Here is a 16034-nt window from a genome sequence, read left to right as displayed (position 1 = left end):
CATTGAAATGATTAAGATAATATTATCTCTTTTACTATTCTGGCGCCAAAGTAGGCCAGTGACAACATGACGGCTCCCGTGAGGGTATAAACCACAGCGGTTCTTATTCTACAGCCTACCCAATACTGTTGAGCAAGCATGGCGATATAGGTAAACCAGGCCATGATAGACAGCACTGCCTTGTGGCCCTTGCCATCTTCGAACATGTCATCGAGGAAGATAAAGCCAGTGGCGAGAGAGAGACTCAATAAGATAACGCCAACAATCACCAGATGATAAAGTTGTTTTTCAACTGTCATCAGAGGTGGCATTGATGGGCTTAGCATCAGTTTCTTACTCTTTAATCTATGTTGAATTATCGCCAATTGTATGGCGTAGAGGGCGGCGATCATCAGGGCGCTATAGGCCATCAATGACAACACTACATGGACTAATATGTCGGGATGGATCTCAAAATGGGTGATGTATTGCGGTGGCACCAACCAGAGTAGTGCGACTGAGATGACGGAGCAGGCATACACAACTGGCACGACGACAATCATCTTGAGTCTGAATAATAAGACGGTAAAGCTGAAGGCAATGATCCAGTTCACCATAGAGATGACATTGGTCAGGCTAAAGTTTTGCCCATCAGTTGTCAGGATCGCCTGAGATAATGCTGCCGCATGAAGTACCACGCCAATAGCGGCAAAGCTAGCGACAAGACGGCGATTAGGCCCATCGGCATGAAACAGACGGCTGGCCACTAACACTAAGGCTATGGAGTAAAAGAGCATGGCTGAAGCGGAAAATAAAACCATTGAGTAATTAACCTATCGTTTTGTTTGCTATGGACTGCTTAACACACCACCAATGCGAAGGGGGAGAAGCAAGTAAAGCCTTCTTTTTAATCTTACTCCTAGAGTAACACGAGCTAAGGTGGGTTGTGCAGTAGATAAAGGTACAAAAATTAGTGCTTTCTGAGCGTTAGACCTAAGTTTTACACTTTAGCCCGGCTTTATATAGGGGAAGAGCTGGTTATCTTGCACCATAGCAGTAGCATATTATCTGGGCGTCGCTATAATACTGCCCATTAATATGAATTCTAAATGGTAAGAACGCGATAATGTTTGAGAACCTAACGGACAGATTGTCACGCACGCTGAAAAATATCAGTGGTCGTGGTCGCTTAACAGAAGATAATGTTAAGGACACTCTACGAGAAGTGCGTATGGCACTGCTTGAGGCCGATGTAGCCTTGCCTGTTGTACGTGCCTTCGTCAACAGCGTTAAAGAGCGCGCCGTTGGTCAAGAGGTCTCTAAGAGTCTGAGTCCGGGGCAAGCATTCATTAAGATTGTCCAGAGCGAACTTGAAAACGCCATGGGCGAGGCCAACGAAGGCCTGGACCTCTCGGCGCAGCCGCCAGCAGTGATCATGATGGCGGGTCTTCAAGGTGCGGGTAAAACCACCAGTGTTGCAAAACTGGGTAAGTTCCTCCGCGAGCGAGAGAAGAAATCTGTATTAGTGGTGAGCGCCGACGTATACCGTCCGGCAGCGATTAAACAGCTGGAGACCTTGGCTACCGAGGTCGATGTGCAATTCTTCCCATCTGACGTCAGCCAGAAGCCTATCGATATCGTTAACGCGGCGCTGGCTCATGCCAAGCTTAAGTTCATCGATGTAGTGATTGTCGATACAGCGGGTCGTCTGCATGTCGATGAGAGCATGATGGATGAGATTAAGGCGCTGCATGCAGCGGTCAATCCTGTCGAGACTCTGTTTGTTGTCGATGCCATGACGGGTCAGGATGCGGCTAACACGGCTAAGGCCTTCAATGAAGCGCTACCCTTAACCGGTGTAGTACTGACTAAAGTCGACGGTGATGCCCGCGGTGGTGCGGCTCTGTCTATTCGTCATATTACCGGCAAGCCAATTAAATTCTTAGGTGTCGGCGAGAAAACAGACGCCCTAGAGGCATTCCATCCAGATCGTGTCGCTTCACGTATCTTAGGTATGGGTGATGTGCTGTCACTCATCGAAGAAGTTGAGCGCGGCGTCGATAAAGACAAGGCGATGAAGCTCGCCGCTAAAGTGAAGAAGGGCGGTAGCTTCGATCTAGAAGATTTCCGTGAGCAGCTGCAGCAGATGAAGAACATGGGCGGCATGATGGGCATGATTGAAAAACTGCCTGGCGTCGGCCAGCTGCCCCCTGAGGCGCTAGCTCAGGTGCAGAGCGGTAAGATGACTAACCAGATGGAAGCCATCATCAGCTCTATGACACCGGGTGAGCGTAAGCGTCCCGATATCATTAAAGGTTCACGTAAGCGCAGAATCGCCTTGGGCTCAGGTACGCAGATCCAAGATGTGAACCGTTTGCTTAAGCAGTTTACTCAGATGCAGAAGATGATGAAGAAGATGTCAGCTAAAGGCGGCATGAAGAAGATGATGCGTGGTATGAGTGGTATGCTACCACCTGGAATGAAGATGCCGGGTCGTTAAGACCCGCTGTTTAATCAGTTTAATAGCCCACAGATGCTAATATTGTGTCTGTGGGTTTTTTATTTACATCAGCTTTCAGTAAGTGGTGATGTAAAAATTATTAATAGGCATTTTGATTAAAGAGAGTGGAATTTAATCAGAATTGCTATATTTGGTTGCATTCGTCGGCAGGTAAGGTAAAATCGTCCGGCTTTCTATCTGGGACTCTTCGCGAACACGGAGTTCCAGTTTTTATTTTTGCTTCATGAGAAGCAAATCATTAGAGGATAAAAGACGCATGGTTACCATTCGTTTAGCTCGTGGCGGCGCAAAAAAGCGTCCATTTTACAATATCGTAGTTGCTGATAGCCGTAAGGCTCGTGACGGTCGTTTCATCGAACGTGTTGGTTTCTTCAACCCAATGGCTCGTGGCCAGGAAGAAACTCTACGTTTAGACCTAGCTCGCGTTGAGCACTGGGTTGCAACTGGTGCTACTACATCTGAACGTGTAGCTAAGTTGATCAAAGACGCACGTAAAGCTGCTGCTTAATAGCGTTAAGGTATAGATTGATGAGTAGTAAACAAGAACCTGTCGTACTGGGGAAATTAGGATCCAGTCATGGCATTAAGGGTTGGTTGAAGATCACTACCTATACCGATTCTGTTGAAGGTATTTTTGACTATTCTCCTTGGTTGATAAAAGAGCAAGGTGAATGGCGTGAGGTTAAGGTGCTGCAGTGGCGCTTTCAGGGTAAGGCAGTTGTCGCTTCTCTTGAAGGTGTAGAAACTCGGGACCAGGCGCAAATGCTCACAAATTGTGAGATTGCGGTTACTCAGCAGCAGATGGAGACCTTGCCGGAAGATGAATTCTACTGGCGAGATCTTATCGGTTGTGAAGTGGTTAATACCAAAGGTTACAACATGGGCAAGGTGCAGGAGATCGTGGAAACAGGATCGAATGACGTGCTCTTAGTTAAAGCCAACGCGAAAGATGGCTTCGGCAAAGCGGAACGTATGATCCCCTTTGTCACCGAACAGTTCATCATAGAGGTGAACTTGCCGGAAAAACAGATCACAGTGGATTGGGATCCGGACTTTTAAGTCGAGGTAGAACATATGCGGTTAGGGGTAGTAACCCTGTTTCCTGAGATGTTTCGCGCCGTAACAGACTTTGGAGTAACGGGTCGGGCCGTTAAGAATGGCCTGCTGGAGTTGCAAACGTGGAATCCTCGTGATTTCACCCATGATAGACATAATACAGTGGATGATCGCCCTTACGGTGGTGGCCCTGGTATGTTGATGATGGTGCAACCATTGCGCGACGCTATCCATGCAGCGAAAGCTGCTATTGCTGACAGTGCGAAGGTGATTTATCTCTCTCCTCAGGGACGCAAGCTGACACAGCAAGGCGTCGAAGAGTTAGCTAAATCGGACAGTTTGGTTTTAGTGTGTGGTCGATACGAAGGTATTGATGAACGCATTATTCAGACTGAAGTGGATGAAGAGTGGTCAATCGGAGATTACGTGCTTTCGGGCGGTGAACTTCCTGCGATGGCTTTGATTGATTCAGTATCACGGCTGGTTCCCGGTGTTCTGGGAAAAAAGGCCTCGGCGGAGCAGGATTCCTTCTCTGACGGATTATTGGATTGTCCCCACTATACTCGCCCTGAAAGCTTGGATGGTTTAGATGTACCGGCAGTCTTGTTAAGTGGCAACCACGAACATATTAGACGCTGGCGTCTGCAACAAAGTCTCGGTAGAACTTTGTTACGACGACCAGATTTATTAGAAAATCTAGCTCTGACTGACGAACAAACGAAGCTACTAAATGAGTTTGTTGAATAAACGAACCCAAGTGGATAGTTACGATCGGTTATTTCTAGTATGGAGTTTATTTCATGAATAACATCATTAAAATGCTCAACGAAGAGCAAATGAAGCAAGATGTACCAGAGTTTGGTGCAGGTGACACAGTAGTTGTTAAAGTACGTGTTGTAGAAGGCGGTAAAGAGCGTCTACAGGCGTTCGAAGGCGTTGTAATCGCTAAGCGTAACCGTGGCGTTCACTCTGCATTCACAGTACGTAAGATCTCTAATGGTGAAGGTGTTGAGCGTGCGTTCCAGATTCACAGCCCAATCATCTCTAGCATCGAAGTTAAGCGTCGCGGCCGTGTTCGTCGTGCTAAGCTTTACTACTTACGTGAGCGTTCAGGTAAGTCTGCACGTATCCGTGAGAAGCTAACTACTAAGTAATTTAGTAGTACGCAGTAAGAAAAGATGCAGTGTTCGCACAATAACCCGCCTTATGGCGGGTTTTTGTGATCTTGGGGGAAAGAAAAGTTTCGAGCTCAAGACAAGGCTAAGAAAGTTCTGAGTTCTGAGTTGCGAGTTAAAGATAGAGCTGAGAAAGTTATAAGTCTCGAGATAGAACTGAGAAAGTGTCGAATTACGAGTTTTAAGCTGTAAGGCTCGAGATTAGGCTGAGAAAGCTGTAAGGCCAAAGCACATAAAAACCACAGGTCATTCCGGCATGCTTGTGGCCGGAATCCAGTTTTTAGCTGTAAGTTTCGAGGCAAGGCTGAGAAAGTGTCGAAGTTCGGGGCTCGGGGCTCGGGATAAGCCAAAAACAAAGACGTATTACAGGCTGATATCGCATATCAAACTTACAGCTTAGAACTTCATTTTCTAATTCCATGATTTTTTCTTTAGTTTACAGATCTTGCTTGATCTTATTTTAATCCGCAGGCATAGTTAGTTCACAGGTGTAATGGTGTAGCAGTACGGTGATACGAGTTGTATCGGTAGCATGCATTACAAATAGCATTGAAGACACTCTTGATTAATAACTGAATCGATTTATAACGGATAGACCTTAGGTGGGTAGTATGCAGCAAGATACGATTAACAACGTTCACATCAGCTCTGAGAAAGTATTAGTGACTCCTGAGGAGTTGAAGCTTGAAATTCCTCTGTCTCAGGCTGCATATCATTACGTGCTTAATGCCCGTAAGACCGTTGCCGATATCGTACATAAGCGTGATAACCGAGTCTTGATTGTGACCGGTCCTTGTTCTATCCATGATATCGAGTCAGCCAAAGAGTATGCCCTCAGGCTCAAGAAGCTACATGATGAATTAAGTGATGAGTTCTACATCCTGATGCGAGTCTATTTCGAGAAGCCCAGAACCACAGTGGGCTGGAAAGGCATGATCAACGATCCTGATATGGATGAGTCATTCGATGTGGAGAAAGGCCTTAGGCAGGCTCGAGAGTTGATGATCTGGCTTGCGGAACTAGGTCTTCCGGTTGCAACCGAGGCATTAGACCCTATCAGCCCACAATACATGTCTGAGTTAGTCACTTGGTCTGCCATCGGCGCACGTACGACCGAGTCCCAGACTCATAGAGAGATGGCTTCGGGTTTGTCTATGCCAGTGGGCTTTAAGAATGGCACCGATGGCAAGCTTGGTGTTGCTATCAATGCGCTTGAGTCTGCGGCGAGTGGGCATAGGTTTATGGGAATTAACCAAAAGGGGCAGGTGGCGTTACTGCAAACGGCGGGCAACCCGGATGGTCACGTGATCTTGCGTGGCGGTAAGACACCTAATTATGATGCCCAGAGCGTTGCCGAATGTGAGCGTCAGTTACATGCAGCTAAGCTTAATGCTCGTCTGATTGTCGATTGTAGCCACGGCAACTCCTTAAAAGATCATAGAAAACAGCAGGGGGTCTGTGAAGATGTATTTGCTCAGATCCTGCAGGGCAATCAATCTATCATAGGTGTTATGCTCGAGAGCCATCTCAATGAAGGTCGCCAAAACAGCGATAAGCCCATGAGTGAGCTGGCTTACGGGGTTTCTGTTACCGATGCCTGTATGGATTGGGCAACCACAGAGCAGATTTTACGTGAAGGTTCAGCATTATTAACTCACGTATTACCGTCTCGATTTGATATGCTAAAAGTCGTCAATGCCTGAATATACTGGTTAGCTGCTTTGACAGCTAATCGGTGAGCAATCGATTTTACGTTTTCTTGATGGACAGAATATAGATGAATGAAAAAACAACATCGGATCTTGAGAACCTCAGAGGTCTGATCGATGGTGTGGATCAGCAATTGATCCACCTTTTAAGAAAGCGTCTCGACCTTGTAGCTCAGGTCGGAGCGGTTAAACATGGCGCAGGACTTCCTATCTATGCTCCTCAGCGAGAGGCTGCTATGTTGGCCAAGCGAAGAGATGAAGCCCAGAAGATGAACGTCTCTCCCCAGCTGATTGAAGATATTTTACGTCGCCTGATGCGTGAATCTTATCTCAATGAGAAAGATGTCGGCTTTAAGCAAATAAATGAAGATCTCGGTGATGTTGTGATCGTGGGTGGTGAGGGGAAGCTAGGTGGCTTGTTCTCCCAGATGCTCACTTTGTCAGGTTATCAGGTTAAAGTATTGGATAAAGATGATTGGGCCAGCGCAGCGCAGACATTCGAAGGCGCAGGTCTGGTCATCGTCACTGTGCCTATCTCTATTACCTGCGAACTAATTAGAGATAAGCTATCATCCTTGCCAAGCGATTGTATCTTAGCCGATTTGACCTCAGTTAAAACTGAACCCGTTAAGGCGATGCTTGCGGCTCATAGCGGTCCCGTCGTGGGACTCCATCCCATGTTTGGCCCAGATGTTGGCAGTTTAGCTAAACAGGTGGTTGTAGTCTGTCATGGGCGTGATAGTGATAAATATCAATGGCTACTGGAACAGATCAAGATCTGGGGTGCTCGCCTCGTCGAAGCCGAGCCTGAAAAGCATGATAAAGCCATGCAGCTGGTTCAGGCCATGCGCCATTTTTCATCCTTCGTGTATGGATTAAACCTATACAAGGAAGAAGCCGACATTGGCTCCTTATTACAGTTTAGCTCGCCAATTTACCGATTGGAGCTGGCCATGGTGGGGCGTTTATTTGCTCAGAGTCCTGAACTGTACGCCGATATTATCTTCGCTCAGAAAGAGAGCATGCATGCGATAGGGGATTACCTGGATAACTATTCTCAAGCCTTGTCTCTTCTACAGGCTGGCGATAGGGATGCGTTTGTTGCTCAGTTTAAGGAAGTTGCGCAGTGGTTTGGTGATTTCGCGCCTCAGTTCCAACGCGAGAGTCGCGCCATGCTACAGAGCGTTAATGATATGAAGACTGATTAATTTATGCTTATTTAAATAGGCTCACTTTTTAATAAAGCCTATTTAGTCAATTGGGCGATAGAGATATAAATGATAAGAGTTTTCATTTGCATTTCTACCTTCATGTTCACCTAAGTCACTTAAATTTAAACAATTTTATGTCTATATCAGAAATGGGAGCTTAGGCTCCTTTTTTGTTTTCTACTGCAGTTATATTGCTAGAAGCTCTCCTATCTATATAGCGGGAAAGCTAAATTGATCTAGCGCATAGTTATCTTCATTAAAATAGAAAGCCCTACCTCAATATGGACTATGGCTTTAGACTATTTCAAAACATGCAAATAAAAAGCATGATTAAAGGAGCAGTAGTAATGTTTTGTATTCAGTGTGAACAAACAATGAGAACGCCGGTCGGAAATGGCTGTAGTTATGCCCAGGGCATGTGTGGCAAGCTTGCCGAGACTTCGGATTTGCAAGATCTACTTATTTATCTACTTCAGGGTGTCTCGGCCTATGCGGTTAAAGCTCGCGAATTCGATATCATAGACAGCGAAGTCGATACGTTCGTGCCTAAAGCCTTCTTCGCCACCCTGACCAATGTCAACTTCGATGATGATCGGATTGTGGGCTATGTAGAGCATGCGAATGGATTACGTACACGTTTAAAAACTGCCTATGAAGCGGCATGTTCGGCGTCTGGTCAGACTCCTGTCGAGTTGAGTGCGCCAGCGCAGCTGGTCCTAGGTGCATCTAAGCCAGAAATGTTGGCTCAGGCCGTGGTTGCACTGCCAAACCGTGGTGATGTTCACGAAGATATTCTTGGCCTGCGCCTATTATGCTTATACGGGCTCAAAGGTGCGGCGGCTTATATGGAGCATGCACGCGTGCTTAGCCAGACCAATGATGAAGTCGCCGGTGAGTTTCATGAGATCATGGCTTTCTTGGGTGAAGATTCGGTTGATGGCGATAAGCTATTCGGCACTGCGATGGAGATAGGTCAGTTAAACTATCGCATCATGGAGATGTTGGATAAAGGCGAAACAATGGCTTTCGGTCATCCAGAGCCGACTCTAGTCAATACGGTTGCAGTGAAAGGTAAGGCGATCTTAGTCTCGGGCCATGACATGGTCGATCTTGAACTTATTCTGCAGCAGACAGAAGGCAAGGGCATCAATGTCTTTACCCATGGTGAGATGCTACCGGCACTGGCTTACCCGGAATTTAAGAAATACCCACATTTGGTGGGGAACTACGGCAGCGCTTGGCAGAATCAACAGAAAGAATTCGCTAACTTCCCCGGCGCCGTGGTGATGACTTCTAACTGTATTATCGATCCTAATGTTGGTGACTATTCCGATCGTATCTTCACCCGCAGTATCGTGGGTTGGCCAGGTGTTACCCATCTGACCGGTGAAGACTTTAGTCTAGTTATAGACAAAGCGTTGGAGCTGGAAGGATTCGCCTATGATGAAATTCCTCATATGATCACCATAGGTTTTGCGCGTAATGCATTGATGGCGGCGGCTCCTGCGGTAGTCGAGAATGTGAAGAATGGCTCGATTAAGCATTTCTTCCTTATCGGTGGCTGTGACGGCGATAAGAATGAGCGTAGTTATTTCACCGATTTAGCGACTCAGGCTCCCGACGATTCGATCATCATGACCTTAGGTTGTGGTAAGTATAAGTTCAACAAACTCGAGTTCGGTGAAATCAATGGCATACCGCGTCTGCTCGATATTGGTCAGTGTAACGATGCTTACTCTGCGATCCAACTGGCGCTAGCGCTATCTGAGGCATTCGAGTGCGAACTCAATGAGCTGCCTTTGAGCATAGTGCTTTCATGGTTTGAGCAAAAAGCGATTGTCGTCTTGCTGACCTTGTTGTCATTAGGCGTTAAGAATATCCGTACCGGTCCGACTCCACCTGCTTTCTTGAGTGATAATCTGGTCAAGATTCTAGAGGATAAATTTGGTCTGCGTACCACTACAACTGCCGAAGAAGATCTTAAAACTATCTTAAACGCCGCTTAATCAGCCCCTGAAATAACTGACTGGCTCGTTTATTGGCCAGTCAGTTACCTTACTTTCGATCCCTAAGGTTTTACATGAGTATTGACACTATTTCCCGGCCCTCGCTACACAATCATGAACGTCAACTGGCATCCAACGACTGGCAACATGGGCAAGTAGAGCTCCAGTGTGTCGAAAAGTGGCAAGAGACCCATGATGTGTTCAGTTATCGGTTTCAGGGGATTGAACCGGTAAAATTTCAGTTCAAGCCCGGGCAGTTCCTTACGTTTAATATGGACATCGACGGTAAGAAAACATATCGCAGTTATACTATCTCCTCCTCTCCTTCTCGTCCCTACTCGATTGTTGTGACGGTTAAATGCATCGAGGGAGGACGAGTATCGAATTACTTAGCCGAATCATTAAATGTCGGTGACACTATCAACGCCAGCGGACCCGATGGAGTATTTAATCTGGTCGATATCAAGGCCGATAAATACCTGTTTCTCAGTGCCGGTAGTGGCATAACGCCCATGTTTTCGATGTCACGTTGGTTAACCGATACTCAGGTCGGTGCCGATATCGCCTTTCTCAATTGCGCTAAGAGTCCGGAGGACATGATTTTTAGGACTGAGCTGGACACAATCAGGTTTAATAATTCGGCCTTTAATCTCAGTTATATTCTGGAGTCAGGTGCAGAGCGACTTCCCCAAGGGCTTAGCTGGGGAGAGGGACGCATCGATGCTGAACAGCTCAACAGACTCGTTGAAGATTATAAACAGAGAACCATTTTTGTCTGTGGTCCTGAGCCATTTATGAAGGGAGTCGAGTCTCTACTCGAATCATTGAATTTCGATATGAGCCGTTACCATTATGAGAGCTTCGGCACAGAGCTATCGCGGAACGATGAAATGGTTATCACTGACGTCGATAATACTGCAACTGGCTTTATGCTGCGTATCGGTGATAATTCACGTGCCATGGGTCAGGGTGAAACTCTGCTAGAGGGTATCGAAGCCGAAGGCTTGCCTATCATAGCTGCTTGCCGCGCGGGTGTTTGTGGTGCTTGTAAGTGCAAGGTTATCGAGGGTGAAACCGAGTCGAGCAGTGAGATGACATTGACCCAGGACGAGATAGCACAAGGTTATGTACTGGCTTGCTCTACTAAGTTAAAGAGTGATGTTTTACTGCAGTTATAGAGATTTAAGGCTAGTCTTTTCTAGCTAGTCAGTGACAACCTGTGATTTTTTATGAGGCTGAATTTGCGCTATAGCCTATGACAACGTATTGTTAAAGATGAAACTCACTGCTTTATCTTTAATTTTGTGTTTGTGGAGCCAATCTATGATATCGACAACCTCCGAGAGAGTATCTATAGACGATCCAAGCTTGGCGCATCTTCTCTATGCCTTGATGTCAGCATTCCCCATCTTCTTTCTGCCAACCTTAGTCGGGCTCTTTATCAATTTAGGTCAGAGGACTTCATGTTCCGGTGACATGATATCGTCGCACCTTCGCTGGCAGAGACACTCCATTATTGGTTTTATGCTGATGGGCGGAATAGGCTTATCGTTAACTCAAATATGGCTGAGTTCCATTGTCTACTCGATAGCGATACTCTGGTTTTGCCATAGAATTGTCAAAGGTTGGTTGAATCTCACCGATGGTGCCGCCGTGTAGCTTGGCATATGTAGATTAGCTAAAAAAAGAGGACAGAAATGTCCTCTTTTTTGTGCTCAGCTTTATTTTTTCTTTCTTATGGAAGCTTACTGATAAAGCTTTCTTAGGATCTCACCGCGTACTTGCAACTCGGCGTCGAAGGCTTCATTATTCGCTGAGAAGTTGAGTATCAGGCCATCGGCTGCCAGTTGCTTGGCGGCTATAGAGTGTGCTACCAGTGTCGTTGGTGTAGATGCGTAGCTTGGATTCACTAAGATCGGCAGGTGAGATAGTCCCTTTAACTCCACCAATGCGGCTAAGTCCAGTGCGGGTTTGACCGAATCATTGAAGGTTCTGATCCCTGACTCGCACAAGATTAGCTGTTGATTACCTTGGCTTAAGATAATTTCTGCAGCATCAATATATTCCTCTACACTGGCCATGGTATTGCGCTCTAGAATGACAGGCATATGCAGACAGCCAACTTGTTTCAGCAGGCTGTGATTATGCATCTGCTTACCTGCTATCAATAATATGGTGCCATGCTCGGCTGCTAGCTTCAGCTCGACTTCATGCTCAACAGAGATGATACATTCCAAGCCAAATTGATAGAGAGACTTCTTAAAGGCGAGAATACACAGTTTGGCGCTGTGTTGGCGTGATAGACCTTCCAGGATCACGGCTTGGAAACCTGCTTCTTTCAGAGATTTGGCTTTTTGACTGAAGCGTTCACTCTCTTGGGGTAATGACACGAGTGCTAGTGCACCGAATTGTCCATCACCAATTTGCAACTGGCCACAAATGATCTGAGAAGCATCTTGTTTATCCTCTTTAGCCGAACGTAAGTGTCGTGAGCTGGGTTGCATATCCCGATTATTATTTATATTTTGTGCTCTGCTGGTATCGGGCTCTATCATAAGTTGACTGTTTGAGAGTTGAGTTGGGTTAACCGTTTCACAGGGGTAACAGCCTAAAACTTTAATGAAGCGGGTAATACGCTCCAGCTCTTTGAGGGCTGATTGCATCTCTGAACTGGATAAATTGGCATCGAGATCTAAGTAAAACATCTCTTCCCAAGGCGTACCAGGAATGGGGCGGGATTCTAGCTTACTCATGTTGAGGTTATGTGCCTTGAGTACTAATAAGGCTTCGACTAAGGCGCCTGGTTTCTGGCCGGTAGCCATGATGAGCGTCGTTTTAGCCGGAAGTTGCTCTGGCACGGCAATCGCTTTTCGGGCTACGACGATGAAGCGGCTTTGGTTAATCTTCTGGTTAGCTAAATCATTCTGTATGGATTCGAGCTGATAGAGGGCCCCCCTTCAGCGCTGCCAATTGCGGCAACACTCGAATCATCGCTCTCCATCACTCTGTCCATGGCTTCGGCACTGCTTGAGCAATATTCGAGTTTAAATTCAGGGTGTAAACTTAGATAACGACTACATTGGCTGATAGGCTGCGGGTGGGCATAGACGGTTCTTATCTCTTTGGTCGTGCAGCCGTTCTTGGCCAGCAGACAGTGACCGACTTCTATGGTTGTTTCACCAACAATGGCAAGGCTGGTGTGCTGGAGCACATCATAAACTTCATTGATTGAACCCGATGAGGTATTTTCGATAGGAAGGAAGCCATAATCGGCGTGGCCGGATTCTACCGATTGAATGATCTCGTCGAAACTCTTACAGCCTAGGTCTTGCATATCGACTTGACGTCTGTCGCAGTAGCGGCTCGCCGCTAAATAGGAGTATGAGCCCCTCGCACCAAGATAAGCGACACAATACTGTTGCTTTTGACTGTCTGGGTTTGCTCTCCCTTGAAGGTAAGCTTGCTGGTTCAGTACAGAATCTTCGATGATATTCTGATAGAGAGAGATAACATAATGTGCGTCGAGTCCTTGATTACGGCCCTCTTTCACCAGTCTTGCCAGTAGCTCTTTTTCTCTTTGAGTATCGCGGATAGGCCGAATATCGACCTCTTTACTGCGGGCGACATCCAGACTTAAATTACGACGCTTAGCTAAGAGTGATAATAGATCTTTGTCTAAAGCGGTGATCTGTTCACGTGTCTGGTTCAAAGCTTGTGGTTTGCTCATGTTGCCCTCAATCTTACTACTACAAAAAACGGTTACAAAAAAGCCTCCCTTAGGGAGGCTTTGGAATTTTCACTTTCGTTTTTACACCGAAATTCCGCCTCCCTAGATGGGGGGAATAAAAAAGAAAGTAAAAAAGTGATCGCTGAATATTTTCATCTGTACAAATTAAAGCCCGTGCTCTGTACTGTCAATGAAAATCTATGCAATTTTTATAAATTCATAGTTAAAGACAACGTTTTTGCCTATTTAAACTTAGAATTAAAAAAGCGCACCTGAGGTGCGCTTTGGGATGAAACGAATAAAAAATCAAACTGAGAATGCCTCCTAATGGTGATTGAATCTTCAATCTTTCGCTTCTTAACCTCAAATAAGGGAAGCGAGATCTTAGGTTCACTCGATATCTCTAAAGAAAATATGGATCCGATATCGTTAACTATTCAGGCTTTATCGCTGTTTTTAGCTCAATGGCCGAATGCGTTGCTGTTGTCATTAGCATTTGCCGCATAGTGGCACTTTAAATCGCCCGTACCCATGTTACGTTTAGCATCACGCGTATAACCGTTTTATTTGTCAATATACCTTCTGTATTTCTAATGGAAATCTCGTCTTTCACTTTACCATTTATGATAGAAAGTGGAGTCTTGATTTCACCGCATCCCGGTCAATGGTCTCTTTGTTTACATCTTTCTATTTACTGTTGCCATTAACCTAGTCAAAAGCGTAAGTGAGATGCGTACTTTACAAAATCGGGCGTGTTAGCTGTTTTTAGCTTATTGGCCTAATGCATTGCTGGCGCTATTGTGATTAGCTATTGCTGCATTGTGGCGTATCTGTTCGCCCGTTCCCTTTTACAAACTAATTTGCTAAGTTTCCCAAGCTCGTCAATTATCTTGATCTGATTGTAGACCTTAGTGATACTTCACCACCTAAGTTGTGGAAAGTTAGACTGTTTGGCCTTATGTGCAGCCCCTGTTGGAGATGCTCCTCTTATGACTAGGCGAATTTAGACTAATTTAGTCAGTCATCCTTTATTGCTAATTACTAAGCATCCCTGATGACATTTTTACGCCTATTGCGCAAGTTAAATGTTTTGGCCTCCGAATTGGTGTAGAACATTTTTTCATCTTCACCATACCTTAATAGTAGCATGGTGTAAGGGTTTCGCTCTGTATTACGGTCGATTTATAGTCAGTTTTTCGAAATGTGAATCGACCGTTTTTAAGAGTAGTTGTTTATGTTTGAAAAGCACTGAATCATTGACGACTCAGGCTGCATATTCTTCTTCAAATTCACCTTCAAGACCATCGTCGAGCGCTGCTTCATCTCTTTTAAGCGCGGTATAGCGCTGAGCCTCTGGCTTATGGGTCTGGCGGTTTAGCTGCTTCTCAAGCTTCTGTCCCATGGCATTGATGGCGGAGTAAAGATCTTCATGTTTGGCTTGGGCGAAAAGCTTATGACCGGGAATGCCTACAGATGCTTCGATTTTAAACTGCTGCTTCTCTTGGGTGATGATCACATGGGGATTGATCAGCTGTATGTCATGCCTAGAGAGCTTCTCTAAACGTGCCTGAATACGTTCGCGGATAAGTGGAGTAACTTCAAGGTGTTTACTTGTAATCTTTGTCATATATTGAACCTTTTGTTGTTTCCTTGAATTCAGATTACCAAGCTCAGCGGTAAAAGTCGTGATCTAGATCACATTTTTGTGGTGATTTCTGGCCGTTAGCTTTTAATTTGATCACTCAGTCATTTTTAGAAAATATCTGTTAAAAAAGCCTTGAAAACTGATTTAAACAGGCTCATATTTGAACGGATAAGTTTAGTTACTTATCTATTCTTGCCTCCCAAACCATCTTCAAATATCATCTTCCGCGTATCCTTTTAAACATCCACAATGGTGTTTAGTCATTAGGTTTTTACTAGGTAAAAAATGAATAATAGAGTGAGAGTTTGGGATATCCCAACAAGAGTATTCCATTGGACAATGATAGGCCTGTTAGCGGGCTTGTGGTGGTCGGCAGATGCCGGAGAGTTGGTGTGGCATCAGGTGATGGCTTACTCAATGCTGGTACTGATTGTATTTCGACTCATCTGGGGCATCGTTGGCAGTGACACAGCCAGATTCAGCCATTTTATTAAGCATCCAAAAACAGTGTTCCAATATATCACTAATATCAAACGTCATGGTGTGTCGCCTAGCGTAGGTCATAACCCGCTAGGTGGTTATATGGTGCTGGCGTTAATAGGTATTTTGACGCTTCAGCTATCAACTGGGCTGTTCGCGACTGACGATATCTTTACTGAAGGCCCATTTTATAATTATGTCTCACATGAAACAGCCTTGTGGTTGACTTGGCTACATAAGCAAACATTCAATTTCATTTTATTGTTAGCCTCGATACATGTATTGGCTGTGCTGGTACATACGTTGAAAGGTGATAAGCTTATTTTGCCTATGATCACTGGCTATAAGAAGGTAGCGGAGCAATCTGGTAGCACGCTCGCGTTCAGATCTTTCTTTATAGCACTGCTACTTTTTGCACTTCTGGCTGGGGTAGTGGGAAATTACCTCATCTTGCCGATTGTCCAGATGCTGTGATACTCAAATTATAGTTTTATAAATCAGCAATAAAAATGCCAGAGTTCATCA

13 protein-coding genes, 1 pseudogene and 1 other annotated feature are annotated in these 16034 nt (G+C 45.4%); of the genes and pseudogenes, 11 read left to right on the top strand and 3 right to left on the bottom strand.

What is annotated here, in order from left to right; genetic code table 11:
- Window positions 1-11 precede the first annotated feature (11 nt).
- Window positions 12-800, bottom strand: coding sequence for a cytochrome C assembly family protein (locus tag FM037_RS21595; protein ID WP_144047710.1), 789 nt, complete (start codon window positions 798-800; stop codon window positions 12-14).
- A gap of 305 nt (window positions 801-1105) precedes the next feature.
- On the opposite strand from FM037_RS21595, the gene ffh reads away from it, so the two are divergent.
- The 10 genes from ffh (at window position 1106) to FM037_RS21545 (ending at window position 11316) form a co-directional block, all read left to right on the top strand.
- Window positions 1106-2479, top strand: coding sequence for a signal recognition particle protein (gene ffh / locus FM037_RS21590; RefSeq protein WP_144047709.1), 1374 nt, complete (start codon window positions 1106-1108; stop codon window positions 2477-2479).
- A gap of 277 nt (window positions 2480-2756) precedes the next feature.
- Entirely contained in the window at window positions 2757-3008 is a 252-nt protein-coding gene (rpsP, locus tag FM037_RS21585) for a 30S ribosomal protein S16 (protein ID WP_077752732.1), read from the top strand.
- A gap of 20 nt (window positions 3009-3028) precedes the next feature.
- Window positions 3029-3559, top strand: coding sequence for a ribosome maturation factor RimM (rimM, locus tag FM037_RS21580; RefSeq protein WP_144047708.1), 531 nt, complete (start codon window positions 3029-3031; stop codon window positions 3557-3559).
- Window positions 3560-3574: 15 nt separating this feature from the next.
- A complete protein-coding gene (gene trmD / locus FM037_RS21575) occupies window positions 3575-4303 on the top strand; it encodes a tRNA (guanosine(37)-N1)-methyltransferase TrmD (RefSeq protein ID WP_144047707.1) in 729 nt (242 codons plus the stop codon).
- Window positions 4304-4356: 53 nt separating this feature from the next.
- Complete coding sequence (gene rplS / locus FM037_RS21570) at window positions 4357-4710, top strand: 50S ribosomal protein L19 (protein WP_144047706.1); 354 nt, start codon at window positions 4357-4359, stop codon at window positions 4708-4710.
- Between the two features lie 632 nt (window positions 4711-5342).
- Window positions 5343-6434: a 3-deoxy-7-phosphoheptulonate synthase gene (locus FM037_RS21565; protein WP_144047705.1), complete on the top strand. Its 1092-nt coding sequence runs from the start codon at window positions 5343-5345 to the stop codon at window positions 6432-6434.
- Between the two features lie 74 nt (window positions 6435-6508).
- Window positions 6509-7648: a bifunctional chorismate mutase/prephenate dehydrogenase gene (tyrA, locus tag FM037_RS21560; RefSeq protein ID WP_144047704.1), complete on the top strand. Its 1140-nt coding sequence runs from the start codon at window positions 6509-6511 to the stop codon at window positions 7646-7648.
- A gap of 350 nt (window positions 7649-7998) precedes the next feature.
- On the top strand, window positions 7999-9657 hold the full coding sequence (gene hcp / locus FM037_RS21555; RefSeq protein ID WP_144047703.1) for a hydroxylamine reductase: 1659 nt from the start codon (window positions 7999-8001) through the stop codon (window positions 9655-9657).
- Between the two features lie 74 nt (window positions 9658-9731).
- Window positions 9732-10835 carry a hybrid-cluster NAD(P)-dependent oxidoreductase gene (locus FM037_RS21550; protein ID WP_144047702.1) on the top strand — a complete coding sequence of 368 codons (1104 nt, stop codon included), beginning with the start codon at window positions 9732-9734 and terminating at the stop codon, window positions 10833-10835.
- Between the two features lie 145 nt (window positions 10836-10980).
- Complete coding sequence (locus FM037_RS21545; RefSeq protein WP_144047701.1) at window positions 10981-11316, top strand: hypothetical protein; 336 nt, start codon at window positions 10981-10983, stop codon at window positions 11314-11316.
- 86 nt (window positions 11317-11402) lie between these two features.
- Here the strand turns inward: FM037_RS21545 and FM037_RS21540 are convergent.
- Window positions 11403-13384, bottom strand: a pseudogene (locus FM037_RS21540) (chorismate mutase).
- Window positions 13385-13417: 33 nt separating this feature from the next.
- Window positions 13418-13538 (bottom strand) — a sequence feature (Phe leader region).
- 1110 nt (window positions 13539-14648) lie between these two features.
- Window positions 14649-15011, bottom strand: a complete 363-nt coding sequence (gene hpf, locus FM037_RS21535; protein ID WP_144047700.1) for a ribosome hibernation-promoting factor, HPF/YfiA family — start codon at window positions 15009-15011, stop codon at window positions 14649-14651.
- 303 nt (window positions 15012-15314) lie between these two features.
- On the opposite strand from hpf, the gene FM037_RS21530 reads away from it, so the two are divergent.
- Window positions 15315-15983 (top strand): cytochrome b/b6 domain-containing protein, encoded by a 669-nt coding sequence (locus tag FM037_RS21530; protein ID WP_144047699.1) that lies wholly within the window; start codon window positions 15315-15317, stop codon window positions 15981-15983.
- The last annotated feature ends 51 nt before the right edge of the window (window positions 15984-16034 follow it).

The sequence above is a fragment of the Shewanella psychropiezotolerans genome (genome assembly GCF_007197555.1).
GTDB lineage: Bacteria > Pseudomonadota > Gammaproteobacteria > Enterobacterales > Shewanellaceae > Shewanella > Shewanella psychropiezotolerans.
This window is presented reverse-complemented; position numbering and strand designations above follow the sequence as displayed.